At 55.6% G+C, this 25762-nt stretch carries 20 protein-coding genes; 6 read left to right on the top strand and 14 right to left on the bottom strand.

Annotated elements, in window-relative coordinates:
- Nucleotides 1-81 precede the first annotated feature (81 nt).
- From ftsY to JWG43_RS11200, 3 genes are read right to left on the bottom strand one after another with little or no spacing between them, the layout of a single operon-like run.
- The gene (gene ftsY / locus JWG43_RS11210; protein WP_205243019.1) at nucleotides 82-1578 is read right to left on the bottom strand and encodes a signal recognition particle-docking protein FtsY; all 1497 of its coding nucleotides are present in this window, start codon (nucleotides 1576-1578) and stop codon (nucleotides 82-84) included.
- Nucleotides 1578-3956, bottom strand: coding sequence for an endopeptidase La (gene lon, locus JWG43_RS11205; protein WP_205243018.1), 2379 nt, complete (start codon nucleotides 3954-3956; stop codon nucleotides 1578-1580). Before lon ends, ftsY begins: the two co-directional genes overlap by 1 nt.
- 3 nt (nucleotides 3957-3959) lie before the next feature.
- Nucleotides 3960-4406 (bottom strand): Hsp20/alpha crystallin family protein, encoded by a 447-nt coding sequence (locus tag JWG43_RS11200; RefSeq protein ID WP_205243017.1) that lies wholly within the window; start codon nucleotides 4404-4406, stop codon nucleotides 3960-3962.
- Nucleotides 4407-4893: 487 nt separating this feature from the next.
- Between JWG43_RS11200 and JWG43_RS11195 the strand changes: the two genes are divergently transcribed.
- The 3 genes from JWG43_RS11195 (at nucleotide 4894) to selB (ending at nucleotide 8517) form a co-directional block, all read left to right on the top strand.
- On the top strand, nucleotides 4894-5844 hold the full coding sequence (locus JWG43_RS11195) for an Mrp/NBP35 family ATP-binding protein (protein ID WP_205243016.1): 951 nt from the start codon (nucleotides 4894-4896) through the stop codon (nucleotides 5842-5844).
- A gap of 67 nt (nucleotides 5845-5911) precedes the next feature.
- Nucleotides 5912-6544 carry an MBL fold metallo-hydrolase gene (locus JWG43_RS11190; protein ID WP_205243015.1) on the top strand — a complete coding sequence of 211 codons (633 nt, stop codon included), beginning with the start codon at nucleotides 5912-5914 and terminating at the stop codon, nucleotides 6542-6544.
- A gap of 47 nt (nucleotides 6545-6591) precedes the next feature.
- Nucleotides 6592-8517, top strand: a complete 1926-nt coding sequence (gene selB / locus JWG43_RS11185) for a selenocysteine-specific translation elongation factor (protein ID WP_205243014.1) — start codon at nucleotides 6592-6594, stop codon at nucleotides 8515-8517.
- Nucleotides 8518-8660: 143 nt separating this feature from the next.
- Here the strand turns inward: selB and JWG43_RS11180 are convergent, their stop codons facing one another.
- The 3 genes from JWG43_RS11180 to tilS form a co-directional block, all read right to left on the bottom strand.
- Nucleotides 8661-9323, bottom strand: a complete 663-nt coding sequence (locus JWG43_RS11180) for an alpha/beta fold hydrolase (protein ID WP_205243013.1) — start codon at nucleotides 9321-9323, stop codon at nucleotides 8661-8663.
- A gap of 151 nt (nucleotides 9324-9474) precedes the next feature.
- Complete coding sequence (locus tag JWG43_RS11175; RefSeq protein ID WP_205243012.1) at nucleotides 9475-10134, bottom strand: TusE/DsrC/DsvC family sulfur relay protein; 660 nt, start codon at nucleotides 10132-10134, stop codon at nucleotides 9475-9477.
- A 303-nt stretch (nucleotides 10135-10437) separates the two neighbouring features.
- Nucleotides 10438-11472 carry a tRNA lysidine(34) synthetase TilS gene (tilS, locus tag JWG43_RS11170; protein WP_205243011.1) on the bottom strand — a complete coding sequence of 345 codons (1035 nt, stop codon included), beginning with the start codon at nucleotides 11470-11472 and terminating at the stop codon, nucleotides 10438-10440.
- 358 nt (nucleotides 11473-11830) lie between these two features.
- On the opposite strand from tilS, the gene JWG43_RS11165 reads away from it, so the two are divergent.
- A complete protein-coding gene (locus tag JWG43_RS11165) occupies nucleotides 11831-12169 on the top strand; it encodes an Hpt domain-containing protein (RefSeq protein WP_205243010.1) in 339 nt (112 codons plus the stop codon).
- Nucleotides 12170-12397: 228 nt separating this feature from the next.
- On the opposite strand, the gene mpl is transcribed toward JWG43_RS11165, so the two are convergent.
- The 5 genes from mpl to JWG43_RS11140 all read right to left on the bottom strand — a co-directional run bounded on the left by mpl (nucleotide 12398) and on the right by JWG43_RS11140 (nucleotide 17861).
- Nucleotides 12398-13849 carry a UDP-N-acetylmuramate:L-alanyl-gamma-D-glutamyl-meso-diaminopimelate ligase gene (mpl, locus tag JWG43_RS11160; RefSeq protein WP_205243009.1) on the bottom strand — a complete coding sequence of 484 codons (1452 nt, stop codon included), beginning with the start codon at nucleotides 13847-13849 and terminating at the stop codon, nucleotides 12398-12400.
- Nucleotides 13846-14034 (bottom strand): hypothetical protein, encoded by a 189-nt coding sequence (locus JWG43_RS11155; protein ID WP_205243008.1) that lies wholly within the window; start codon nucleotides 14032-14034, stop codon nucleotides 13846-13848. Before JWG43_RS11155 ends, mpl begins: the two co-directional genes overlap by 4 nt.
- A 179-nt stretch (nucleotides 14035-14213) precedes the next feature.
- A complete protein-coding gene (locus JWG43_RS11150) occupies nucleotides 14214-14810 on the bottom strand; it encodes a hypothetical protein (RefSeq protein WP_205243007.1) in 597 nt (198 codons plus the stop codon).
- A gap of 814 nt (nucleotides 14811-15624) precedes the next feature.
- On the bottom strand, nucleotides 15625-16425 hold the full coding sequence (locus JWG43_RS11145) for a slipin family protein (protein ID WP_205243006.1): 801 nt from the start codon (nucleotides 16423-16425) through the stop codon (nucleotides 15625-15627).
- Nucleotides 16426-16445: 20 nt separating this feature from the next.
- A complete protein-coding gene (locus JWG43_RS11140; protein ID WP_205243005.1) occupies nucleotides 16446-17861 on the bottom strand; it encodes an NfeD family protein in 1416 nt (471 codons plus the stop codon).
- A gap of 737 nt (nucleotides 17862-18598) precedes the next feature.
- Here JWG43_RS11140 and JWG43_RS11135 point away from each other — a divergent pair.
- Together JWG43_RS11135 and JWG43_RS11130 are read left to right on the top strand one after the other, a co-directional pair.
- Entirely contained in the window at nucleotides 18599-21283 is a 2685-nt protein-coding gene (locus JWG43_RS11135) for a DEAD/DEAH box helicase (protein ID WP_205243004.1), read from the top strand.
- A gap of 211 nt (nucleotides 21284-21494) precedes the next feature.
- Complete coding sequence (locus JWG43_RS11130) at nucleotides 21495-21974, top strand: CYTH domain-containing protein (RefSeq protein ID WP_205243003.1); 480 nt, start codon at nucleotides 21495-21497, stop codon at nucleotides 21972-21974.
- A 365-nt stretch (nucleotides 21975-22339) separates the two neighbouring features.
- Here JWG43_RS11130 and der read toward each other — a convergent pair whose 3' ends face one another.
- From der to JWG43_RS11115, 3 genes are read right to left on the bottom strand one after another with little or no spacing between them, the layout of a single operon-like run.
- Nucleotides 22340-23677 carry a ribosome biogenesis GTPase Der gene (gene der / locus JWG43_RS11125; RefSeq protein ID WP_205243002.1) on the bottom strand — a complete coding sequence of 446 codons (1338 nt, stop codon included), beginning with the start codon at nucleotides 23675-23677 and terminating at the stop codon, nucleotides 22340-22342.
- Nucleotides 23674-24714, bottom strand: coding sequence for an aminoglycoside phosphotransferase family protein (locus JWG43_RS11120; RefSeq protein ID WP_205243001.1), 1041 nt, complete (start codon nucleotides 24712-24714; stop codon nucleotides 23674-23676). The genes der and JWG43_RS11120 overlap by 4 nt, the downstream gene beginning before the upstream one ends.
- Entirely contained in the window at nucleotides 24714-25607 is an 894-nt protein-coding gene (locus JWG43_RS11115) for a nucleotidyltransferase family protein (protein ID WP_205243000.1), read from the bottom strand. Before JWG43_RS11115 ends, JWG43_RS11120 begins: the two co-directional genes overlap by 1 nt.
- Nucleotides 25608-25762: the final 155 nt, after the last annotated feature.

Raw genomic sequence — 25762 nt, 5'->3', positions numbered from 1 at the left:
GATATATCGTACTGTGATCATATTATTATTGTAGCAGAATCCTTGAAAAAACCCTTCACCAGCCGCTCACGGATCCAGGATTTATACCTTATGATCAAAAAGAGCGTCAACGAATTCTCGGGCGTCAAAATCACGAAGGTCGTCGATTTGCTCACCGATGCCTATGAAACGTACCGGGATCCTGGCCTCGCGACAGACATTGGCGATAATGCCACCCTTGGCGGTGCCGTCGAGTTTAGTCAGTGCCAAGCCGCTGACACCCACAGCTTCGTGAAAGAGCCTGGCCTGGGAAACACCATTCTGTCCGGTGGTGGCATCAAGCACCAGCATGACTTCGTGGGGTGCGCCGGCCAATTTCTTACCGATAACCCGCTTGATCTTTTTCAACTCCTCCATGAGATTGACGCTGGTATGGAGGCGGCCGGCGGTATCCATGATGATGACGTCAAAATTATGGACCAGGCCGTATTCAAGACTGTCAAAAGCCACGGAAGAGGGATCGTCACCGGGTTGTCGGGCAAACACCTCGACCCCGACCCGGTCCCCCCAGATCTTCAGCTGATTGATGGCCGCGGCCCGAAAAGTGTCACCGGCCACCAGGAGAACTGATTGACCGGCACGGGTGAACTTGGCCGCCATTTTGCCGATGGTGGTGGTCTTGCCGACGCCATTGACCCCGACCACCATAATCACAAAGGGACCCTGGTCAGGCATAACCAGTTCAGCAGGCTGATCGGCCGCCTCGATAAAGCCCAGCAACTGATCACGGAGGATGGTTTTCAGAGCCTGGGGATCACTCAATTGATCACGCTTCACTTTGGCGCGGGCCTGATCCAGGAGTTCCATGGTCGTTGCCACGCCGAGATCAGCAGTGATGAGAATTTCCTCCAACTGATCAAACAGATCCTGATCGATCTCTTTTTTGCCCAGAAAAAGCCGATCAAGGCGGACAACCAGCGCATCCCTGGTTTTTCCGAGCCGTTCCTGCAGGCGCTGGAACATCGACCTGGGCACTGGCGGCTCCCCGGAGGCGGCTGGAGTCGCGTCCGCCGGCCCAGGCTCACGACCCGTGGCCGTTGTTGCCGCAGAGATATCTTCACTGCCGCTTTGCTCGCGCAGCACAGGATCCCGTGCCTCTTCAGCCAGGGCAGCCGACTCCATGGCTACTTCTTCAGCACCTGCTTCACCCCGGGGACCAGGAAGAGGATCCGACCCATCGCCAACCAATGGTTTATCCTCTTCCACCACCACCGTGGTGGTGATTTCGATTGCTTCGCGCCCAGCTCTTCCCCGGACCACCTCAGCCGACGACCCCTGATCTGCTGCCTGTGACTGCCGCTCATCTTCGTCGAGGGCAACGCTACCCGCAGTGGGGGCGGTCGGCACCTTCGATGCGAAGTGATCCGCCGGTTCCGCCACCTGAGCAGAGGCGGAATCCGACGATGGTGGGGGCGAATCTGGAGCAGGTTCCACACCCTCTTCTGGCAGACGAGCCGCGGCAACAGCCTCCTCCGCCGGTTCCCGCGGAGGTGCCTCATCGGCCTGCTTGCCGAATTTTTTCTTGAACCAGCCCAGCATCAGCCCTGTACCTCGTCTTGTTCCATGGCGATCTTGAGGACCTCATGGATGGTATGAGGATAGTGAAAGATGACGCCCTCACGGATATCCTCCGGAATCTCCAACACGTCTTTTTCGTTGAGCACCGGCACAATCAGCTCGCGAATACCAGCCCGGAGAGCAGCCAACACCTTTTCACCGATACCGCCCACCGGCAGGACATCGCCGCGCAGGGTGATTTCACCGGTCATGGCCACATCCTGGCGGACCGGTTTCCCGAGGATTACCGACACCAGTGATGATACCATGGCCACCCCGGCCGAGGGACCGTCTTTGGGAATGGCACCCTCAGGTACATGCACATGCAGGTCAACCCCGGCAAAGGCCTCTTCATCGATCCCCAACTCCCTGGCATGGGATCTGATATAGGTCAGGGCGGCGGTGGCTGATTCCTTCATGACGTCACCGAGTTTGCCGGTGAGGGTCAGCTGCCCTCTACCCTTCATGCTCGATGTCTCAATAAAAAGGATCTGCCCCCCCACCGGTGTCCAGGCCAGCCCGGTGGCCAGCCCCGGCCCCCAGCTCCGGGTCTTCATTTCCGGATAAAAACGTTGCGGGCCAAGAAAATCATACAGTTTTTCCGGGGTAACCACGGTTTTTTCCGTCCGTCCCCGGGCGATTTCAGCGGCTGTGCCCCGACAGATGGCGGCGATCTCCCGCTCGAGATTACGGACTCCGGCTTCCCGGGTATAGGCGGAGATCAGCGCCTCGATGGTGGCCTCGGGAATTTCGAGATCATCATGAGTCAAGGCGTGGGCCTCCAACTGTTTACCCAGGAGATGGCGAACGGCAATGGCCACTTTTTCCTGTTGCGTATAGCCGGAAAGCTCCACCACCTCCATGCGATCACGCAACGGACCGGGGATGGTGTCGAGAATGTTGGCCGTGGCGATGAACATCACCTTGGAGAGATCGAACTCGATATCCAGATAGTGATCGGTAAAGGTCGCATTCTGTTCTGGATCCAGGACCTCGAGCAGGGCCGAGGAGGGATCACCACGGAAATCGCTGCCCAGTTTGTCGACTTCATCGAGCAGAAAGACCGGATTGTTGGCCCCGGCCCGTTTCAGACTGACGATAATCCGACCGGGCAGAGCGCCGATATAGGTCCGGCGGTGGCCGCGAATCTCGGCCTCGTCACGGACTCCGCCCAGGGCAATGCGGACAAATGTACGATTCATGGTCCGGGCAATGGATTGCCCCAGCGAGGTCTTACCGACCCCGGGCGGGCCGACAAAACAGAGAATCGGCCCATGGACATCCTCCTTGAGTTTGCGCACCGCGAGAAACTCAAGGATCCGCTTCTTGATCTTTTTCAAGCCATAATGGTCCTGCTCCAGATCTTGTTCCGCCTGATTGAGATCCAGGGTGTCGGTGGTGGACTCGCGCCACGGCAGGTCGAGGATCCAGTCGATATAATTGCGGGATACCGAGTATTCAGGGGAGGATGGTGGGATACGCTCCATACGGACCAACTCTTTTTCGACCACGGCCCGGGCCTGGTCGGTCAAGCCTTTTTCAGCAACCCGCTCCTTGAGTTCCTTGATTTCAACCTTGTCATCATCCCCTTCACCCAGTTCCTTACGAATGGCCTGCAATTGCTGGCGAAGAAAGAATTCCCGCTGCCGTTCGTCCATATCTTTTTTCATGGACGCCTGCAGCTGATTGCTCATCTCCACTGTTTCCAGCCGTTTATTCAACTCCAGGGCGACCTTGTGCAGCAGGTCGTGCAGGGGAACGATTTCCAGAACCTCCTGCTCCATGTCGATTTTAAGGTTCAATTGGGAAGAAACCAGATAGGCTACATAAAATGGATTGGCCAGACTATTGATAGTCGCCACCAATTCCTGGGGCAGTTCGGTACCGCTCACCATTTTCTGGAATTGAGCTCGAATATTGAAAAGCAGGGCCTCTATCTTCTTATCTTCAACGATCTCCATCGGGACTTCGCTCACCCTGGCCTTCATGTATGGCTCCGAGGGAAGAAATTCGGTGATCGCAATTTTTTTGGTGCCACTGACCAGGACCTGATAGAAACCTTCCGGAGACTTGTTGAGCTTGTGCAGGTACCCAACCACACCAATACTGTACAGGTCTTCTTGCTTGAGAATATCATCGTCGCTGACCTGTTCCCGTCGACTGGTTACCAGACCAAGCATACGGTCGCCCAGAAGGACATCATCAATTAATTTTTTGGAGGATTCACTCGATACCTGCAGCGGAAATCCCATGCCGGGATAGAAAACGAACCCGTGTAGCGGCAAAATGGGGAGTGACTCCGGGAGATCCAGCAGAGAAGGATCCACTTTTTTCGGCGATACTTGCTGTTCCTGTTCCATGAATTATTCTCCGGACATGATCCTGATGGAAACCTTGCCTTTGCGACTTTTTTTAGGCAGGGTGACCATGAGAATTCCGTTACTGTAGGTCGATTCAACCCCTTCGACGTCAACGGCGGCCGGCAGCAGCACGGTCCGCTGGAAAGCACCGAGCTCGATTTCAAGCTGATGAATGCAGGCGATGGCATGATGGGTGGGCAATTCCCGATGACCGCTGATATGGAGATGCCGACCGTCCACGGTGACCCCAAGCGTATCTCCAGCCACACCGGCCAGGTCAAAATAGACATGGATGTAATCACCTGCCTCGTACATATCCGCGGCCGGCTGCCAGCCTTCAGACACCAGCGGCATCATTCGTAATAAAGACATGCCGCGCAGAATACGCCCGGTATGCTGTTGTTGCATGTGTTCCAGCTCTTCCAACAGTCTTTTTCTGAACGGATCCATCCAATCCTCCCAACTGATACCTGTTGCGGCAGGTAGGTTATTGACGGGTTCTCCCCATCTTTCTCGTCGTCGTTATCGCCGCCTTCAACCCCCAGTTTTGTCTCATTTTCTCGACTACGATGCGACAACGACAACCGTTCGGCTTTCGTATCAATGACAAGGGATGATTGCCAAGCTTAAAAATATCACTATAACTATTCCGATAAGTATAAATCAAGAAAACACTGGGCAAACACCGGCCAGGGTCTTTGGCTGCGGAATATTTTTTTCATTGCTTTTCAAGGTATGAACATTAAAGTATGCAGCCGAATTATAATGAACTCGCTTGTGCCCGCGGCAATACCGGTTGATACCGGCTCATGCGCGGGATTTGTTTTGATCAGTACGATCAAGGAACCATCCCCGCTGTCACCAGGCCCGCCAGGAAACAGCGGATGCGATATATCCACGGGTTCACCTCTTCAATTTATTTCCACCGGAGGCAAAAATGAGCAGTTCTTGTGGAGGATCTTCATCCTGTGGAACCAGTTCGCAGGGCAGTTGCGGCACCGGCGATGCTCGTCTGGCACAACAGGATATAGCCATTACCAAATCGCTTGGTCAAATCAAAAACAAAATTCTGGTTATGAGTGGCAAAGGCGGGGTCGGCAAATCCACCGTCGCGGTCAACCTGGCTCTTTGCCTGGCCAAAAAAGGCCACAGGGTCGGCCTCATGGACGTCGACCTCCATGGTCCGGACGTCTGCCGGATGCTCAACCTGACCGGTTCTCTTGAGGCACCGGACAACCCTGATGACCTCATTCCCCCTCTGCGGTACAACGACAATCTCAAGGTGGTCTCCCTTGAGTACATGATGAAAAATCGCGACGACGCCATCATCTGGCGAGGACCGCTCAAGATCCAGGCCATTCGGCAATTCGTCGCTGACATGGCCTGGGGCGAACTGGATTACCTCATTGTCGACGCTCCTCCCGGCACCGGGGATGAACCTCTGTCCGTGGCCCAGACCATTCCCGGTGTTCAGGCCGTGGTGGTGACCACCCCGCAGGCTGTGGCACTCGCCGATGTCCGCAAGTCCATCAACTTCTGCAAAGCAGTAGAGATGCCCATTGTCGGCGTCATCGAAAACATGGCTGGTTTCGTCTGTCCACATTGCAGCGAGACTGTCGATATTTTCAGTACAGGGGGTGGCGAGCAGACCGCCCGCGATTTCGATCTGCCCTTCCTGGGGCGTATCCCCATGGATCACCGGGTGGTCACAGCCGGTGATTCCGGCACCGCTTACCTGTCCGGCGATGAGGAAACACCGGCCATCAAGGCCTTTGACACGGTGGTCACAGCCATTGAACAGCGCCTGCCCCCCGGACCGGTAACCGTCAACCCCTTTGCCGGAGGTTGCGGCTGTTCCTCCAGCGGTTGCGGCACCCCCTTGAAATAAAGTCTTTCCCACTCATCATCCAGCGGCCCACTGCGGGCCGCCGGAACCAACACTAGGAATGTGATCTATGCTTGTCAAACAACTCACCGTCGGCATGATGGGTGTCTGTTGCTACATCGTCTCCTGCGAACAAACCAAAGAGGCCGTCATCATTGATCCGGGCGGTGATGAGGACATCATTCTCGAATATTGCAAAACCAATGACTTGAAGGTGGTCTACATCATCAATACCCACGGCCATCCGGATCATGTCTGCGGCAATGCCCGTCTTCAGCAAGCCACAGGAGCGAAAATCGTCATGCACAGCGAGGATGTCGCCTACTTCGGGGATCAGCGCATCAAGGATTATTTCTCCTCCCTAGGCATGCCCGAATCACCGCCCGTGGATCTCGCTGTCGTTGAGGGTGATGTTGTCACATTCGGCAAGGAGCAGTTCACGGTGCTGCATACCCCGGGCCACACACCTGGAGGCATGTGCCTCTACAGTCCGCCTCACTGTTTCACCGGCGACACCCTTTTTGTCGGGGCCGTTGGCCGCTCCGATTTTCCCGGGGGCTCCATGCGGCAGATGATCGACGGGATCAAATCCAAGCTCATAACTCTGCCGACGGACACCATTGTCTGGCCTGGCCACGGGTACGGAGGGCTGCAGTCCACCATCGGCCGGGAAGCGAGAACCAACCCCTATCTCGATCTCTAGACCGGCCGGTTCGCTCAAACCACAAACCGGCTTCAACGGCCCTGCCCATGCGCGAAATCATTCTCGGCACCGCCGGCCATGTTGATCACGGGAAGACCAGCCTGATCCGGGCCCTTACCGGTATCGACACCGACCGTCTCAAAGAGGAGAAGGAGCGCGGCATCACCATTGAGCTGGGTTTCGCCCACCTCGACCTGCCCTGCGGGCATCGCCTGGGCATTGTCGATGTTCCGGGCCATGAAAAATTCATCCGCAACATGGTGGCTGGTGCCGCCGGGATGGACCTGGTGGCCTTCATCATCGCCGCTGATGAAGGCATTATGCCGCAGACCATCGAGCACTTTGATATCTGCAGGCTGCTCGGGGTCCGGGACGGCTTGGTCATTCTCACCAAAAAAGACCTGGTCGATCAGGAATGGTTGGACATGGTCGAGGAGGAGGTGCGGGAATTCTTCCGTGACAGCTTTCTTGCGGCCGCGCCCATCGTTGCCGTTGATTCCCTCAGCGGCGAAGGTCTCGACACCATCATTCAGTTCCTCGATGACAAGGTGGCGGCCATGCCCTTTCATGAAGAGTTCGGTCCCTTCCGCCTTGCAGTGGACCGGGTGTTCAGCATGAAGGGCTTTGGCACCGTGATCACCGGCACTTCGCTCAGTGGCCGGGTAACTGTCGGGGAAGAACTGATGTTCTACCCCAGTGGTTTAACCGCCAGAATCCGGGGCATCCAGGTCCATGGCCAGGATGTGCAGTTGGTCGAGGCCGGCCACCGGACCGCCATCAACCTCCAGGGCATTGAAAAAGATGAAATCAGCCGGGGTGACATGGCGGCCACCCCAGGCAGCCTGATCGCATCCACGTTACTGGATACGGAGTGCCGCCACCTGCCATCAACCCGCAAAGATCTGAAAAATCGGACCCTGGTAAGGGTACATCTGGGGACCAGGGAAATTGTCGGCCGGGTTATCCTCCTCGAAACCGACGCCCTGCCACCGGGGGCAAGCGGTCCGGTTCAGCTTATACTCCAGGAACCTGCTGCAGTCTGGCCCGGCGACCGGTATGTGATCCGCAGTTACTCACCCATCACCACCATCGGTGGAGGGACAATTCTGGGCAATGCCCCTAAGAAACGTCGTCGAACCCTGGAAAAGGATCGCCTCCGCAACCGTACCCTCATGGCGACCTATGCCTCCGACAACATCGAAGAAAAGGCCATCCTGCTCATCAAGGAAAGCGGCGCGCCCGGGCTGACCGCCGAGCAACTGGCTGTCCGCACCGGTATTTTCGGCAAACGACTGAAAAAAATCCTCCAACTCCCGATCTCAACCGGATCGGTGCTGGTCATTGACTCGGAGAGCCAGCGAATGATCGCCGGCTCAACAGCCGACAGCATTACCCGAAAAATCACCGATTTTCTCACCAGGTTCCACCAGGACAACCCACTGAAAGCTACACTCGCCAAGGAGGAGTTGCGCTCCCGGTTGCGGCCGGTTCTCGACCACAAACTGCTGCAGGCCCTGCTGACAGCTCTGGTGAAAAAGGGAGTGATTGAACAGATTGGTGCTGAGATCAAGCTGGCAGGCCACACCGTTACCCTGCAGGTCAATGAACAGGAAATGGAGCAGAAAATTGGCGCGCTGTATCAGCAGGCTGGTCTGACCCCGCCCAACCTCAAGGAGGTGCTGGCCACTTTCACCGAATTTACGGAAAAGCAGATCCGCCAGGTGATTGACCTGCTCATTGCCAAGGGCATGGTCATCAAAGTCAACGAATCCCTCTGCTTCCACGCCCCAGCCATCGAACAACTCCAGCAGGAGTTGATCACCTATATCCGCCGGGAAGGGGAAATCGATGCCCCCCGCTTTAAAGAACTCACCGGCCTGACCAGAAAGTTTTCCATCCCCCTGCTCGAATACTTCGATAAGATCAAGCTCACCATCCGCATTGACGATAAACGCGTTCTCCGCCGCAAATAAGGGAAACTTTGTCCCGGATCATGCAACCGTTTGCTTGAACCTGGAGAAGGATACCCTGATTACAGAAAGATATACCCAAAACAAGAACCCAGTCTTCACGGATTCAGGTCTCTTGAAAGTGCTCCCGGAAACAGCCCGTCCCACTATCGTTTGAATCGGCCGTTTGCCAGGAAATAGAGAGTCTGCGCAAGGACTTCATCGCTGTTCATGAGCTGGGAGTGTCCCAAGGGCATGGTGAGAAAATCGGTCATTCCTGGAAGCTGCGCGCTTGTCACTGAAACCCGGCCATCGTTGGCATCGGTAAAAAAACGGGAAAACAGGGGGGTAACAGGACGAACACCGGTGATGATGCCCACTGGGCAGGAGAGCGGTCCGAGCTGCCTTGGCAGACTGGTAGCGGCAGTGGTCAACTGGCAGGCCGCTGGACCGAACAGGAAGCGAAACCAGCGAAATCGACTGAAATAGTCGATCAGTTCACTGCCCTGATTGGGGGGACTGAGCATCACTACCCGGCCCAGACTGGACAGGGGTTGTTCAGTCATATAGGCACGCAGCAACAGGCCGCCCATGGAATGGGTGACAAAGTGGATACTCTGGACACCCTTTTGCTCCAGTTCGTTGATTGCCGGCGGCAGGACGGCGCGGGCGAGCACTTCAATGGGGTATGAGCGGGAAGGATAGCCGACATTGACCACGGTGTACCCTGCCCGGCTCAACCGTCTGGCTGGGCGATGCATTGACCGGTACGTGCGGATCAGGCCGTGGAGCAGGATGACCCCAAGCTGATCCCCCCTGGCCGAGGTCATGTCATCCCTCCCGAGGAACAGACCAGACCAGACTTTGACCAGTACCCATGCAAAGCCGGTTCAATTTCCCTGACGCTTTGTTGCGCCGCCCAATCTTCTCTTCTCGGCCTGGGATGCATACGCCCGCGGTTCAACAAGTCGGCAAGGGACATTACCTGACGAATCGCAGTCCGGCAATCTTTACTGCTCCACGGTGGTAGCCGTCGGGAAAGAGCAGCTCGAAGGCCTCAAGCTCCAGATCACAGCTTTCGCAGGCTTCATACACCGTTGGAATCCGTTGTTCCAGTTGATGTACATCCCGAAGGTAATAAATGATCCGCCAGTGTTCGTCGGTCAATCGCTGTTCCGGTATACGCATTTCCATGGCGCGGTGGACAGCGTAATTCTCATCCCAATTGTCCGGATTGACAAGGAATCCGCGCACATCAGTGCAATAGGTCTTATCACTGTTGAGGGAGCGCAGGTCAGCAACGCTTTCCTTGATATGGGTGCTGTAGCTCATGTTGGTCACCCGGTAATGAACACCAGCCACCCGGCAGGCTCCCCGGTGATAACCGGTTGGAAACAGTTTTTTCATCTCCGGGGGTCGCAGGCCGATGGCCTTGCAGGTGGCAAAGACTGTGGGGCAGATCCCGGTCCGTTCATAGGTCTCACGAAGATAGTGAATGACCGCCCAGTGTTCACTGGAAAGCACGGGGATTTCACACTCTCTGGCCATACCTTGCGCAAATTTTTCGTCCCAACTGGCAGGATCGAGTAAACAACCCTGCTCGTCCACAATATAGGCATTACCCATGTACTTGAATTCCATTATTATCTCTCCATTATTATCTCTGTTCCCTTGTTTGGGTTTTATTTTGCTGTACTCAGCTGGTATTTGAAGAGAAATCTTTATCGATACCCTTAACCGCAGCCCTTCGGGGTCCTGGTGTATGGATACGCTATAGAGTCATTTACCTGAATCCGTGACGACAGGACGAACGCTCACGGATCCAGGATTTATTTCATCGAACAATACCACCAGGCCCATCATCCCGCAAGAAACAGGATACGATTCAGCCGGTGCGGTTCACTGGCTATTGCTCCAAAACCGCAACATGAGTATTAAAAAAAATCAATATTCTTTAAGACTTCCTCGCCAGGGTCCCTTGCCCAGGGGATAGGAGAACAGTACCTGCTCTCGGCTGACTTCAATCCGCAAACCCTGGCTCAGATGCAGCTCGCTTCCGGGCCGTCCCTCTCGGCCGGCAGCGAGCACGGCCATGACATGCTCGTAACGCGTCGTTGTGCCCATGGTCCAGAGCAATTTCTCGATCAATCGCCGCTGCAGGGCTGGATGCAGGGCTCGAAATCGGCTTCGGTCCAGCCGACAGACCGGTTCTCCTTCCATATCCGGTGTCTCGATAACCACCGTCTCCTCCCAGCTGCCCGCAAGCAGGCGCTCGAGCAGGTCCTCATCTTCGCCCAGATTAGCCGCTGTTTTCAACAGCGCCCGGCGAATGCCGCTATCGTAGCGTTCCTCCAGCAGAGGCAGCAATTCGTGGCGGATGCGATTGCGGAGGAAACGCATATCATCGTTACTGGAATCGTGACAGAAATGAATGTCCTTTTCGGCAAGATAGGCCATCAATTCCGCTTTGCGAATCCCCAGCAGGGGGCGGATGAGAGTGCCAGAGCGATACCGCATGCCGGATAGTGCCCGACGGCCACCACCCCGCAGCAGTCGGAGGAGAACCTCTTCGCTCTGATCATCGGCGGTATGCGCCACGGCCACCAGATCAAGCTGCCGTGCATGAACCAGATCCGCAAAGGCACGATAGCGCACCTCCCTGGCTGCCTGTTCCGGGGAGAACTTACCGGCAATCGCAACGGCGGCGGCATCCACCGTCACCATGGTGCAGTCAAGCTGCAAGTCGGCTGCCGCAGCCCGCACACAAGCCCATTCCGCCGGGGTTTCCCCGGGTCGAAGTCCATGATCGATGTATGCGGCCACCAGGGTCAGGCTGCAATGGGGCCGCATCGCCGCCAGGATATGCAGCAGTGCCATGGAATCAGGTCCACCTGAGACCCCAACCAGGACCCTGGAGATCAAGGTCTCTGCTATTTCCCGGTGGAGGAGGCGATAAATGATCTTTTCCAGGGAATGCATCCAAGCCAACTCCGGCATGATGGTTGAATCGAATCCAAAAATGCTCTATGCTGTCGCGCAAAAGGAGAAGTTCGCTGCAACGACTCAATTATGCACATACTTTTCGACAACAACGCCCTGCCTGTTTTTACGTTTCACCCAGCAGGTGAACCAGGTATCGGAACAAACCCGATCACAGGGGCTGTAGCTGTGCGGCTTGTCACGCTTCTCAAGTTTTGCTGATCACCGCCCCCCAGGTTTGCGCAGCCATGGCTGCCTGCTGGAATTGCCCCTCCAGGCCGGTATCGGCGTCCGTGCCGAGATGGGTTTCATGGATCGCTGACTTCAGAAAAGCTGCATAGAAGCGAGGTAAACAAAGATGGAGCGGCAGGCCTATCTGAAACGGATCAAGGAGCATCTCAAAGGCGCTTACCTGCTCAACGATGCCAAGGCCGCGGCCATGCTTCCGGTCTTCATCGCCACCCTGGAATCCCACGTTGATCGCTTGACAACCCTGGCCGAAAGCGGAGACATGCTCCAGCTCAGCCGCGCTGGCCATGCCCTCAAAGGTGCCTTGCTGAACATGGGATTGCCTGACCTGGCGGCAACAGCCCATGCGCTTGAAAAAAACAGCGCAAACCAAACCTGTTCCCCTGCCTGCCAGGAACTGATTATCCAACTACGGGACGCGGTGTCTCTGTTGAGCGGCAAACGGTGACCTGGATCCGAGGGCGTTGTCCAGCCGTCACGGATTGAGGGTGAATCAGACGCACATTTCCCGATAAAGAAGTGGCAGGTGTCCATCGGGAAATGAGCCCTTTTGTTCTGAATCGCGTTGGGCTGGCGAAGCGCACCGCCGGCATGGAGAAAATCTTCCCGGGAGTGCCTGCGACAGCGCTGCAAAGCGTCAGAGAAAACAGCCGTTTCGCGTGAGCCTGGTGAAGAATCAGATCCCCTGACTTAAAAGGGTAAGCAGACGTTCATGAATCCCGTCAAAACCGCCATTGGATAAAATTACAACCACATCACCCTCCTGGCAGTTCTCATCGAGAAAAGAAAGGATGGTGTCAGTGTCGGCAAAAGCGCGGGCTTCTATTCCCTGAGCGCAAAGATCAACAGCTAACCGGCGGGAGGAAAACTGCTCGGCGAGCGGCACGGTATCCAGTGGAACGATCTCGCGGATGCAGACCAGATCCGCCTGATGAAAGGAGTTGGCATACGCCTGCTGAAAAACCGCGCGTCGACTGGAATTTGTCCGGGGTTCAAATACAGCGATCAGGCGGTTTGCAGGCCAGGCAAGCCGCAGGGCTTTGAGGGTTTCACGGACTGCGGTGGGATGATGGGCAAAATCATCGACCACAGTCACCCCCCGAACCTGACCGCGAATCTGCTGCCGTCGCTTGACTCCTTCAAAAGCGGCCAGCCCGGCAGTGACAGTGGCAAAAGAGAAGCCGAGGTGGGTCATAAGGGCGATAACCGCCAGTCCGTTGAGACTGTTATGCAGTCCAGGCATGGGCAGCCGGCAGCGACCCTGCAGGTGATTATGGTGGTAGACGGAAAACTCGCTGATCAGGCCCTGGGCATGCAGATCGGTAAGCCGCCAGTGGCAGTGGCTGCCGGTTCCATACAGGATCACGGGGCAACGGGCAGCAGCAGCCAATTCCCCAGCCACAGGATCATCACTATGGGCCACCAGTACCCCCTGTTTGGGTATTCGGGTAATGAACTCGGCAAAGGATGCTTTGATACTGTCGAGGTCGGCAAAAATATCAGCATGATCGAACTCCACTGAGGTCAGGATGACCCCGTGGGGGCGATAATGCTGAAATTTTGAAACTTTATTAAAAAAAGCACTATCATACTCATCACCCTCGACCACAAAATACGGGCCGTCGCCAAGATGATAATTACGCCCAAAAGCCTCGACCAGGCCCCCGATCATGAAACTCGGAGAACTGCCCGTGCGGTGCAGAGTTGTGGCCAGCAGCGAAGAGGTGGTTGTTTTCCCGTGGGTACCGGTGATGATCAGTGGTGTCCTGTCCGCAAGGAAAAAATGGGCCAGAGCCTGAGGCATGGACAGATAGGGCAGAGCCCGTCGGGCCAATTCCATGGCTTCGGGATTGACGGCCCGCACCACATTGCCGACGATCACCAGATCGGGATGGCGGGACAGGTTGGCGGCCCTGTAGCCTTCCATAACCTCAATACCCGCATTGGCAAGAAAATCGGACATGGGCGGATAGACATTAGCGTCCGATCCGGTCACCTCAAACCCCCGCTGTTGGAGCATTCCGGCCAGGGCAGCCATGCCGGTGCCACAGATGCCGATAAGATGGATATGGCGGGGAGCATCCGGAGCGACATTCCATGCCGGATCCAATAAAGCCCCTTTATTCATTGCGAACGAACCGTCCGTTCAACACTCCTGTATACACGGGCAAAGGTTTCATCGAATTCGGAGGGTGACAGTCGGCCAACCTCGATGAACTTGACGATAATCTCCTTGGTTACCTTGAAGATCGCCTCGTCGGTTACCCCTTGCCCTGCTGACTGGCCCCCTGTTTTTTTTTCGACCCCCCCCATCAGTACCCCCTGCTTTATTCAGCCAAGAAAAAACCCCTGTCACAGGAAGAAGGCCAATTCTTAACCAGTCGTAACAGGGGCACCCAGTCTCACACGGAAAAAACCTCGTCAGCATTCCCCGGGAGGTTCCGGTTCACATCCAGAGAGGGAAAGCAATCCTCTTCTCCGCACCATGGCAATCAATTTTGTTCCAGACTTTCATAATCAACTATCTGAGCAAAGGTAAGCAGATCGTCCCTGGTGACATGGCGTCCCTTGATGGTGACAATGAAACGGGAGGCAACCACCACATACACTTCGCCTCTCTTTCTGCTGGTGTCATAATTCACCACTGCCCGCTGCCCTTTCAAGGTTTCCAACTTACCACCACCTGCTCCCGCAAAAAGAGGATTATTGGTCATCATCAGGACCGATTGGAGGACCGGTGAATCAGAAACAATCTCGACGGTCAGCACGGAATTCTCTCTGGTATAATCACGGCTGACCGTCAAACCCCCTCCGAGCACCGCTGTCCCGATGGCTTGTGAACTGGCTTCACCGGCCAACCAACCCGTGGGTGCATCCGGCAACAGATCCTTCATCCGTTCACTCTTTCGTTGGCGAACCAGTTGAGAAGCATAATCAAGATTGGAAGATGCTCCGGTATAATCACCGGCCTGATACTGTCGCACCGCCTCTTCAATGGCCCCAAGTACATTGTCCTCAGCCGGCAAAGGCGAGGCAAAGCACATGACGGCTAATACGAATATACTTTGCGCGATCCTCTTTGGTCTCATAAGGCTCCACATCATCATATTAAAATATGCTCACGGAATGCAGCAGCAAAAAAAACCTGCATGACTTGGAAGATGATAACGTTTATCAGTGCTGCATCCATGAATAACCAGGCCGGCGGACTCAAGTGATCTTCCGCACGGCAGCCTGAACTACGCAGGGAGAATTGTGTGCACCCTTCCTGGATACGTGAGCGTGCGTCCGCGCGCCCCGAAGGGCGGATGGTGAAGGGTATTTTAAGGATTCTGCTGCGACTGTAAACTGTAATTTGATGACAGTAAGATATATCAACAAAGAGCCCAGCCATCACGGATTCAGGGTTTAATGGTGTCCATCCGGAAACGGTTCTTTTCCTCTGACGATTGTTGCGCTGTCACAGGTGCTCCTCGTTCGAGCACCTGCATACTCAACAAAACTCAACAGAACAAATCTTTTCCGGATGGCTACTCTCTAGCTTCGGTTCGGTATGGTGATACCAACAGGAGCTCTTTGTGTCAAGGAAAGAACAGGGGAGACAGTAAGGGAAACAGGAGAGAAAAGGAAAGAAATCAAGATATTGCAATGCCCTAGATTCGTGAATGTTTGCCCGTTCATCAGCTTCGTTGTTCGTAACCGTTTGATTGAAGCCCTCTATATCGGACGACAACAGCGATTGGTGAAGACAATTTATATAGAATATATATGCACTTAAATCATGATTACAGCGAAATACATCGAAAAAAAGCGTCCAGCGGTCACGGATTCAGGGCCAGTTAAGACCCGCCGAAACAGGCGGTGACAGCCTGTTTCGGCGGGTAGAATCCATTCAAGGGAAACTCAGCCGACATCCTTGGGTGACGGCTCCTTAACAGCCATGGTTTCTTTGCCAACACTCTTGAGGAGGTTGCCGACCAGGTCAACCGGCACCGGGAAAACCAGGGTGGACGATTTATCACCAGCCACCTGGGTCAGGGTCTGCAGATATCGCAATTGCATGGCCGAAGGTTCACGGGCCAGCAGCTGGGCCGCATCCAGCAAGGTCTGAGCCGCCTGCTTTTCACCTTCAGCATGAATAACCTTGGCGCGCCGTTCACGCTCCGCCTCCGCCTGACGGGCAATGGCCCGAACCATGGTCTCGTTGAGATCGATATGCTTGATTTCAACATTGGTCACCTTGATTCCCCAGGCATCGGTCTGTGTGTCGAGGATCTGCTGGACATCAAGGTTGAGCCGTTCGCGCTCCACCAGCATTTCGTCCAACTCATGCTTACCGAGAACCGCCCGCAAGGTGGTCTGCGCCAGCTGACTGGTGGCTACAAAAAAGTTTTCGACCTGAATGATGGCTTTTTGCGGATCAACAACCCGGAAAAAAACAATGGCATTCACCTCCACGGACACGTTGTCGCGCGAAATGACGTCCTGGGGGGGGACATCCATGGTCACAACCCGTAAATCGACCTTGACTATTTGCTGGATGCCAGGAATGACGATCACCAGACCTGGTCCTTTAACCCGCCAGAAACGGCCAAGAAGAAAAATAACGCCCCGTTCATATTCACGCAGAATTTTAATTGAAGCAATAATGAGTAAAACAAGCAGAAGCAGAAGAGGGGTGTAGCTCAGGTGCAGGTCGAACATAGAATAATCCTCCAGAATTTTTAAGAATCAGTTACAGGTGAAACGTCCACGGTGAGACCGTCGAGGCGCTCAATCTTGACACGGTTGCCAGGTTCAAGGGATTGCTGACATCGGGCGCGCCATCGTTCACCATGTGCCATGATCCAGTAGTGGCCGTCCTCGGAAGGACCGATAACAGTGCCAAGGGCGCCGACCATTTCCTCACGTCCGCTGACTACCGGTCGGCGATGACTGCGGGCGGCAAAGGTCCCGATGGCCAGGATCACCACCGCACTGGTCACGGCCAGACCGATGATAAGGGACAAGGGGATTCCAAACCCTGGCACCTCCGTGTCCATGAGGAACAGACCACCGACGATAAAGGCGATGACTCCGCCAACGCCGAGCACTCCAAAACTGGGCACAAAGGCTTCAGCCAGCATCATGGCCGAACCAATGGCCAGGAGCAGTACACCGGCCCAGTTCACCGGTAGCAGCTGAAAGGCATACAAGGCAATGAGCAACGAAATGGTGCCGGCAACACCGGGAACACCGAACCCTGGGGAAGTGAACTCAAAAAAGAGACCGTAGACCCCGAGCATCATCAGGATCAACGCCACCTGAGGATTGGCAAGAACGGCCAGGATGCGGTTGCGCCAGTCAGGATCAATCCGTTCGATCTGTGCCGTGGCGGTGGCGAGCACAACGGTCATGCCCTGCACCTTGATTTCCCGACCATCAAGCTGGGTGAGCAGGTCGTTGAGATCGGTGGCAATAAGATCGATCACGTTCTCCTCCAAGGCCTCCTCCGAGGAAAGACTGGCGGCCTCGGTCACCGCTCGGACAGCGAAATCGACATTACGGTCACGGAGCTGAGCAAGACCACGGATGTAGGCGGTGGCGTCCTCCATGGCCTTGGAGGTCATGGCATCTCTACCGGCAGGTGTCCCGGAAGGGGTGGCTTCGGTTTTGTCCTCCTGCTGATCCTTGTCGCCCTCGGTAGCTTCGGGAGTGGGCGTACCCGGCTGGGCCCCGCCTATACCGATGGCCACCGGAGTCGCAGCGCCCAGGTTGGTGGCCGGTGCCATCGCCGCCACATGACTTGCATAGAGGATATAGGTACCGGCACTGGCTGCCCGAGCCCCTTCAGGGGCGACAAAAGTGGCCACCGGCACTCTGGAGGCGAGGATGTCCTTGATAATAGCCCGCATGGAGGTATCCAGGCCCCCAGGTGTGTCCATTTCGATGACCAGGAGATTGGCATTCCGCTCAGCGGCACGGGAAAGACCGCTGCGAATATAATCAACAGTGGCCGGACCAATAACACCGTCAACCTTGAGGACAAGAACAGGACCGCCCGGCGCGGTGGCAATACCAACGCCGGCAAGACTCAGACCAATCAGGACCAGGACCAGGCTGACGAAACAGCGCAGCCGTTTTCTTTTCCAATCGTGCATGTAATGTCCTCCATGGGGCGACCACAACGATTAATACAGACCCCCGTATTTCAGCCGGATTCAGTAGCTGTCCTCTCTTGTGCTGCAGTCGGTGGAGCCGGCGTGACAATCGTTTCCACGCACCTGTATGCCGGAAGAACGGGTATGTTCCCGTACTCTATTGCTCATGCGCACAACTGTGCTCTGACCTGAAAAAAACCTGCTACGGCATGACGACAATCAGCTTTTAAAAACTAATATAAAATCGGGAAATTAAAAGTCAATAGCTTTTCTTGCACCTTGGACAACAGCGCCCCTTTCCACCGACCAGCCGCATAGGGCCTCTTCCCTCTTCCTCCTTGCACCCCACCTTTCATTAGGGTACATATTGCAACCTGGATTCGTGAGTGTTCGTCGGTGCGTCAGCTTCCTTGTCCGTTGCCGTTCGATCAAAATACACATTTATCGGACGGGTACGGGCAATAAAATGGCGTGCTGACGGACGCCCCGAAGGCGGCTGTTGAAAGAGAATTATCAAACATGACGCAGTATTAATATCCTTTTTACAATACATTACTATACAACAGATCCAAAAAAAATTTAGCCGTCACCGGATCCAGGAGGCAGGTACAAACCCCATGATCAGGTCCGGTCACTGGATCGCACCGGCCATGGTCATCGGACTTTTGGCCTGAAAGACACATCCCCCCTTTCCCGCAAGCGATCCCAGGTTCGTATCCTGGCCGCAGGAGTACACCATGTTTTTGCTGACTCCAGAACATATCCACAGGGTCGCCGACTCCAGAGCCATTTACAAGCGTGGCGAAACGCTGTTTCAAACCGGTGCCCTGCGCTGCCTTGAGCATCAGCAACCCGCGAATAACTTTATGTACGAGGTGGATGGCAATTTCGGCGATTATCAAGTTGAGGTAGAATGGGACAAGACACTCCGCACCGCCTGCAACTGTCCCTATCCCAATGCGGGCTGCAAACATGTGGTAGCCGTACTGCTGGATCTGCTCGACCGCAAGGAGCGGCAGCAGCAGCCCTCCGTGGACATCACCGCGGACACCGATTTTCTCAGCCCGGAGGAAATCCGGCAGCAGGCTTTGGAAGACCGCCGGCGGCGAGCCGACAAGGAAACCTTCATCGTCACCGTCGGCGACATGCTTAAAGGCGACCATCTCCTGGAAACCACCAAAGGTCAGCAGTATCAGGTGACGCTCCATGACCCTGAAGCCGATATCGGGCACTGCAGCTGTCCGGATTTCCTTGGCAACCGGCTCGGAACCTGTAAACATCTGCTCCATCTCGGCACCCATGTACTCAAAAACAAAGGATTTCGCAAGCAACTGGCCAGGGAGCATTTTCCCTACATTGATATTTTCTGGGACGGAGCCGCTGGCAGACCCCGACTCTTCCACGAGCAGACAGCAAAACTGGAGGACGATCTCAGGGAGCTGCTGGCACAACTCTTCGACCAACAAGGGCTTTTCCGCGATGATAATCTTCTCGCTTTCCTGCCCCACCTGGAACGTCTGGAAAAACACAAACTGATCCGTCTCCAGGAACCGCTCCTCCATAAACTGGATGAGGCGGCCCTTGACCATGAACTGCTCGAGGCCGAGGCCGCAGCCAGCAACCTGCCCGATCTCACCCCCTTGCTCAAGGTCCAGCCCTATGCGTATCAGGAAGCGGGGATCCGCTTCTGTCTTTATAAAAAGAGTGCCCTGATCGGTGACGAGATGGGCCTGGGCAAAACCATGCAGGCGATTGTTCTTGGCCTGCTGAAAAAAGAGCTTTTCGGCTTTAACAAAATCCTGATTATTACCCTGGCCTCCCTCAAGCAGCAGTGGCTGCGGGAAATCGAAAATTTCACTCATGAACAGGGTTGTATCATTGCCGGATCGGCCCGTGAGCGTCGGAACGGATACCAGGATGAGTCCAGCCTGTTCAAGATCAGCAATTACGAAGCGGTGCTCCGCGATGTGATGATCATTTCCCGGTACAAACCGGACCTGATCATCCTTGATGAAGCCCAGCGGATCAAAAACTTTGCAACCAAGACCGCCGAGGCCATCAAATCCCTGCCCAGACAACACGCCCTGGTGCTCACCGGCACCCCCCTGGAAAACAAACTGGAAGATGTCTATTCCATCATTCAGTTCCTGGATCCGGACCTGCTCAGTCCCCTGTGGCAATTTGCCGCCGATCATTTTCTGCTCAGCCGCAACAAAAAAGGCAAGATTCTCGGCTACCGCAATCTCGATAAACTCCATCAGAAATTGCAATCCCTGGTGATTCGTCGGCGCAAGGAAGAGGTGCTCGACCAGCTGCCGGATGTAGTCCGTAACGATTACTTCATTGACCTGCACCACAAACAGGCCGAGATCCATCTTGGCCTGACCCAGTCCCTGTTGCCATTGCTCAACAAGAAGTTTCTCACTCCCATGGACCTGCGCCGCATTCAGGTGCTGCTGCTCAAAATGCGCCAGGTCTGCGACTCGACCCATCTCCTTGATCGGGAAACCCACATTTCTCCTAAATTGATCGAGTTGAACGGTATTCTGGATGAACTGGTGCTCCGCAACAACCGCAAGGTGGTGATCTTCAGTGAATGGACCACCATGACCGCGCTCATCGGCATGCAGCTGTCCCGGGCCGGGATCCCCTTTGTCGAACTCACCGGCAAAATTCCGGTCCATAAGCGCCAAGCCCTGATTGATGAATTCACCAACAATCCTGCCTGCAAGGTTTTTCTCTCCACCGATGCCGGTGGTACCGGTCTCAACCTCCAAGCCGCCGATTCGGTAATCAACTTCGAACTGCCCTGGAATCCAGCCAGACTCAACCAGCGCATTGGCCGCATCCACCGTATTGGCCAGAAGGCGCGCTGCATCAACGTGGTCAACCTGATCTGCAAGCAGTCCATTGAAGAAAAAATCCTTGCCGGGATTAAACTGAAAGGAGAACTCTTTGACTCTGTTTTTGCAGGAGGTCAGGATATCGTGATGTTCGATCGGGCCAAACGGCAGGAACTGGTCAATCAGCTCCGCGAAATGCTGGGCGAGGAACCGGCACCGGTCATCCCAGAATCGATTCCGTCCAGAGAAATCCCCGCAGAGACACCTCATTTCCTCAATCCCGAGATTCTCGCCGTAGAGGACGCAGAGGATGACGCAGCCGATTTTCTCGGCGAGGAGCGAGAGGTCGAAACTGCAGTCATGGCAGCCGACCAACCGCAAGACCACTCCCTGCCCCGAGAGCGGCAGTCGCCTGAGCAGATGGAGGAGGTCCTCAATCAGGGCATGACCTTTATCGGCAGCCTGCTGGAAATGGCCACCGGTAAAAAACTGGAATCCACCGCCGCCACCGGCAAGATGGTGACCATTGATCAGGAAACCGGGGAGGTGACCCTCAAATTCAAATTGCCGGGACTCTGATCCATTGGTCACGCATCGGAGGGTATGGCCGTGGTTGCTTGTGCGCCATTCTCATCAGCGAGGGAGACACACCCAACCTGCCAACATCCTGAATACGTGACGGCTGGACTCTTTTTTGTGTACCCCTCACGGACTTAGGAACTTGATACTTGCGGGATGAGCACCCCTGCTGATCCTTGCGCACACTCAATCTCCATTGAACGGATAGGACATGCCACTGGAAATCGAACGAAAATTTCTCCTTGCGGGTGAGGGCTGGCGAGAACTGGCGGAAGGCATCGCCTACCGGCAGGGGTATCTCTGCACCGACCGGAAACGCACCGTGCGGGTGCGTACAGCCGGACAGAAAGGATACCTCACTGTCAAGGGGGCGACGGTGGGCCTGACCCGCAGCGAGTATGAATATGAGATACCGCTTGGGGATGCCCTGGCGATGCTCGACACTCTCTGCCCGCAACCGCAGATCGAGAAAAAACGTTATACGATTACATTCCAGGGTTGCATCTGGGAGGTGGACGAATTCTTTGGCCTCAATGAGGGCCTTGTGGTGGCGGAAATCGAACTGCAGCGGGAAGATCAAGTCTTTGAGCGGCCCGACTGGATCGGGAAGGAAGTCACCGGTGACCCACGCTATTACAATGCAGCCCTGTGTGCAGCCCCCTACAGCACATGGAAGAAAGGTCAGAAGTAAACCCTTTCCTGAATCCGTGACGGCTGGACGCTTGTTTCGGACATATCTTGTTGTAATCAGATTATAATTGTAGCGGGACCCTTTACAAGGATTCATGCTGCGGAGGCCCTATCCTTTCCGCATGGGCAAACGATACAGCCGTTTGCCCATCCTACGAGGCCTTCACCAGCCGCCCTTCGGGGCATTCGCCCACGGATTCAGGCCTTTGAGATGCATGGGGCGCAAGCCCTTGACAAGGGTCCATGCTACGGGGGCTCTATTCTCTCCGCATGGGCAAACGATACAGCCGTTTTGCCCATCCTACGGGGCTTTCTCCATGCGGCTAGTGGTACAGCGTTTTTTTGGGGGTTTGTTTTTCATCTCAACTACTTCTTTCTGCCGCTTCGTTCGCGGAACAGCAGGCGGATCGGTACCCGATCAAGTCCCAAGCCCTCACGAAAAGCATTGGTGAGGTAGCGTTGATAGGAAAAATGAATACCCTTGGGGGCATTGGCCACCACCGCGAACAAAGGTGGTGCCGTACCCAATTGAGCGGTGTAGTAAAATTTAAGCCGCCTGCCATGGTGGTAGGGCGGTTCATGCCTGGCTACGGCATCGGCTAGCAGGCGATTGAGGGCTGCGGTGGGAAATCGTTGGTGAAACTGACGATAGACCTTGCCGATTTCGGGAAACAGCCGTTTGATCCCGGTGCCGGTCAAGGCCGAGACTTTGAGTACCGGCGCGAAAGGGACGAACCTCACAGCCATGGTCACGTCCTCCAGCAGACGCTCCTGACGTTGTGCATCATCCTTGATCAGATCCCACTTATTGATGAGAATCATCAAAGCCCGCCCCTGATCCTGGGTATAGCCGATCACTTTGGTATCCTGCTCGGTGATGCCTTCTTCGGCGTCAATGAGGACCATGGCGATATCGCAGCGCCCCAGGGCTTTAAGAGCCTTGAGAATGGAAAATTTTTCCAGCCTGTCCCTAGTCTTGCCTTTGCGGCGGATACCGGCGGTATCAATGAAAAGGTAGCTATACTGATCGCGACTGACCAGGGTATCCACGGAATCACGGGTGGTTCCGGCGATGTCGGTGACCACCATCCGCTCCTGACCGATGATGGCATTAACCATGGAGGATTTCCCCACGTTCGGCCGACCTAGGAAAGCTATTTTCATTGTCTTTTCAGGAAGTTCGACCTGGAGATCACTCTGCTCCAGACAGGGGAGCAGCCCCTCCATCAACGTTGTGAAACCATAACCGTGGTCGGCTGACAGCGGCCACAACTGTTCGACCCCCAACTCCCAGAACGGAGCAAGGAGATCGGTTTCCAGGTCCGGACCATCGATTTTGTTGACAATGAAAAAGACCTTTTTTCTGGTTCGCCGCAACAGGTTGACGATATCTATGTCACTGGGGGTCAGGCCCTGGCGCCCGTCCATAAGAAACAAAAGGACATCGGCCTCCTCGACCGCCTGGAGCGCCTGATCACGAATGTGGGCGGTGATGGTATCGGCCTGGTCATCGATCCCGCCGGTGTCCACCAATATGAACGGATGGTTTTGCCAGCTGACCCGGGCATAATGCCGGTCACGGGTGACCCCGGGGGTGGGGTCGACCAAGGCGTCACGACGTTTGATCATCCGGTTGAACAGGGTTGATTTACCCACATTGGGACGGCCGATAAGGGCGACCAGGGTTGCGTTTTCAGATGTCATGATCGTCTTTCAATCTCCCGACAACATTGTTCGGTCAGTTCGGCAAGGGCAGTAAATCTGCCGGTCGCGCACTGCGCGAGGAGAGCGGCAAGCGAAGCCAGACCAGGCTGGAGGAATCGGGCGAAAAAAGGCTTTGCCCGCCTATGGCTGAGAAAAGCGAAGGCCCCCAGAATCTGCAGGTTCCGTTGCAGAGCGAGCAGGAGATATTCGCGGTAAAACTGGTCGGCATCATAAGGTATTTCCTTCTGCAGGGCCTCAAGATACACCCCTATGAGATGCTGCTGCATGGTCCGGGGCAGGGCCGCATAGGGGTCGAGCAGCAGCGAGGCCAGGTCATAGGCCAGGGGCCCCAGACGGCCGCCCTGAAAATCGATAAACCCGACGCTGTCCCCCTGCAGCATGATATTGCGGCATTGAAAATCACGGTGGAGAAAAAACCGGGCCGGAGCCCGGGCCGCCTCCGCGGCCAGCAGAGAACACTCCGCGATCACAGCTGCCCGGTCAAAGGTCAGGCCGAGGAGATCGGTACAGCAGGCCTGAAGGAAGTATCCGGACTCACGCTCTTCCATCAACCGGCGATCATAGCGTGGGGTGTCCCAGCACCAGGAGGGATCGAAACCATCGGCGGCCCGTATCTGCATCCCGACCAGACAGCGAACCGTCTGCTCATACAGGGCCTGGGACTGTTCCGGCCCGTATTCCGCCACCTGTTCAAACAAGCGCCGGGTGCCGAGATCCTCGCAAAGCACCAGCCCAGTGTCGGGATCATGGGCATGGATTACCGGCACCGGCACACCTGATCGGCGCAGGTGACGGCCGATATGGGCAAAGGCGGCGGCCTCATCCATCCCCGGTCCACTTTGTTCCGGCGGCAGCACAGCAATGAGCGCTTCAGCGCCTGGTCCATGCACCCGGAAAAAGCGCCGTGAAGAACCATCCGGCACCAGGTCGGTGACCTGCACCTGGACCCCGGTCCAGGCTGATGCCGATTTGCCCAGCAGGCGGGCGATGTTTGCAACGAGGGCAGCCTGCTCCATCAGTGCTTCCCGTCTACTCCGTTTCCGGTCCAGCCATCTACGGTTGCATTGCCGGTAATGATGGCCTCCCTGCATTTTCTCCCCGAAGCAATACAGGCCCCTTCCCAGACCACGGCATTGGCCAGGCGGGCACCATCGCCGATCACAGCCCCCGGCCCGATACATCCCCACCCCTCCAGGACCACATCTCTGCCGACCCTGGCGTTGGCATCAATCTCCCATCCCGGGTGATCGGCAAGTAATTCGGCATGCAACTGGATGTAATCCTCGGGTGTGCCGATATCCCGCCACAGAGACCCATCCACCCGATAGCATCCCACCCTGCCCTCCAGAGCCAACTGCCGGTACAGATCAATGATGTCAAAATACCCCTTGGCCGGAATCCTTTCGATGGCCTCCGGGTCGATGACATGGATACCGGTAAAGGCCAGTCCTGCTCCTGGCTGAGCGCGAAAGCCCTTCACCCGGTCTCCGACGACAACGACCTGATTGAAACGTGGATAGTCGTGCAGAGCCAGGGTGACCTCGTTTCTAGAAAGAAGATGCCGGTGGTACACCTGCTCCAGGTCGATATGGTGATAAATATCACCGTTCATCACCAACACTGGATCATTGTCGAGACGGTCAAGAGCCCGACGCAGACTGCCGCCGGTGCCGAGAATCTCATGTTCATGCTGCACCAGCACCTCGGGCCAGGCGGCAAGGGCCGTCTCTATCTGTGCCGCCAGGTGGTGACAGTTGACCAGTACGGGAAAACAAGCGCAGTTGCCCAGTTGCTCAAGGAGCAGATGCAGCAGGGGCCGATTGCGGACCGGGAACAATGGTTTGGGGCGAAGGGTGCTGTAAGGCCGCAGGCGGGTGCCATACCCGGCGGCAAGAACGATGGCCTGCATATCCGTATCCGGAGGGTTTGATATTGACTTGTTGCGGAAACTGCTCTAGATAATACAGTATTCGAGCACTGGATACAAAAACTTGGATCCGTGAGGGTTCTGGAAAGAGCGCCACGGCTTCGGTATAAGGGGAAAGAACCGAAAACTGGCGCCCT

Origin of the sequence: Desulfobulbus alkaliphilus, assembly GCF_016918545.1 — a bacterium.
Classification (GTDB): domain Bacteria; phylum Desulfobacterota; class Desulfobulbia; order Desulfobulbales; family Desulfobulbaceae; genus Desulfobulbus; species Desulfobulbus alkaliphilus.
The sequence above is the reverse complement of the archived record's forward strand: the minus strand, read 5'-3'. Positions and strand labels throughout refer to the sequence as shown.

Excerpts from the sequence above, each read along its gene's own strand:
- JWG43_RS11135 (WP_205243004.1), top strand. The coding sequence starts at position 18,599 with ATGTTTTTGCTGACTCCAGAACATATCCACAGGGTCGCCGACTCCAGA.
- selB (WP_205243014.1), top strand. The coding sequence starts at position 6,592 with ATGCGCGAAATCATTCTCGGCACCGCCGGCCATGTTGATCACGGGAAG.
- JWG43_RS11175 (WP_205243012.1), bottom strand. The coding sequence starts at position 10,134 with ATGGAATTCAAGTACATGGGTAATGCCTATATTGTGGACGAGCAGGGT.
- JWG43_RS11195 (WP_205243016.1), top strand. The coding sequence starts at position 4,894 with ATGAGCAGTTCTTGTGGAGGATCTTCATCCTGTGGAACCAGTTCGCAG.
- tilS (WP_205243011.1), bottom strand. The coding sequence starts at position 11,472 with ATGCATTCCCTGGAAAAGATCATTTATCGCCTCCTCCACCGGGAAATA.
- JWG43_RS11200 (WP_205243017.1), bottom strand. The coding sequence starts at position 4,406 with ATGGATCCGTTCAGAAAAAGACTGTTGGAAGAGCTGGAACACATGCAA.
- JWG43_RS11115 (WP_205243000.1), bottom strand. The coding sequence starts at position 25,607 with ATGCAGGCCATCGTTCTTGCCGCCGGGTATGGCACCCGCCTGCGGCCT.
- JWG43_RS11140 (WP_205243005.1), bottom strand. The coding sequence starts at position 17,861 with ATGCACGATTGGAAAAGAAAACGGCTGCGCTGTTTCGTCAGCCTGGTC.
- lon (WP_205243018.1), bottom strand. The coding sequence starts at position 3,956 with ATGGAACAGGAACAGCAAGTATCGCCGAAAAAAGTGGATCCTTCTCTG.
- JWG43_RS11190 (WP_205243015.1), top strand. The coding sequence starts at position 5,912 with ATGCTTGTCAAACAACTCACCGTCGGCATGATGGGTGTCTGTTGCTAC.
- JWG43_RS11145 (WP_205243006.1), bottom strand. The coding sequence starts at position 16,425 with ATGTTCGACCTGCACCTGAGCTACACCCCTCTTCTGCTTCTGCTTGTT.
- der (WP_205243002.1), bottom strand. The coding sequence starts at position 23,677 with ATGACATCTGAAAACGCAACCCTGGTCGCCCTTATCGGCCGTCCCAAT.
- JWG43_RS11150 (WP_205243007.1), bottom strand. The coding sequence starts at position 14,810 with ATGAGACCAAAGAGGATCGCGCAAAGTATATTCGTATTAGCCGTCATG.
- JWG43_RS11120 (WP_205243001.1), bottom strand. The coding sequence starts at position 24,714 with ATGGAGCAGGCTGCCCTCGTTGCAAACATCGCCCGCCTGCTGGGCAAA.
- ftsY (WP_205243019.1), bottom strand. The coding sequence starts at position 1,578 with ATGCTGGGCTGGTTCAAGAAAAAATTCGGCAAGCAGGCCGATGAGGCA.
- JWG43_RS11180 (WP_205243013.1), bottom strand. The coding sequence starts at position 9,323 with ATGACCTCGGCCAGGGGGGATCAGCTTGGGGTCATCCTGCTCCACGGC.
- JWG43_RS11165 (WP_205243010.1), top strand. The coding sequence starts at position 11,831 with ATGGAGCGGCAGGCCTATCTGAAACGGATCAAGGAGCATCTCAAAGGC.
- JWG43_RS11130 (WP_205243003.1), top strand. The coding sequence starts at position 21,495 with ATGCCACTGGAAATCGAACGAAAATTTCTCCTTGCGGGTGAGGGCTGG.
- mpl (WP_205243009.1), bottom strand. The coding sequence starts at position 13,849 with ATGAATAAAGGGGCTTTATTGGATCCGGCATGGAATGTCGCTCCGGAT.
- JWG43_RS11155 (WP_205243008.1), bottom strand. The coding sequence starts at position 14,034 with ATGGGGGGGGTCGAAAAAAAAACAGGGGGCCAGTCAGCAGGGCAAGGG.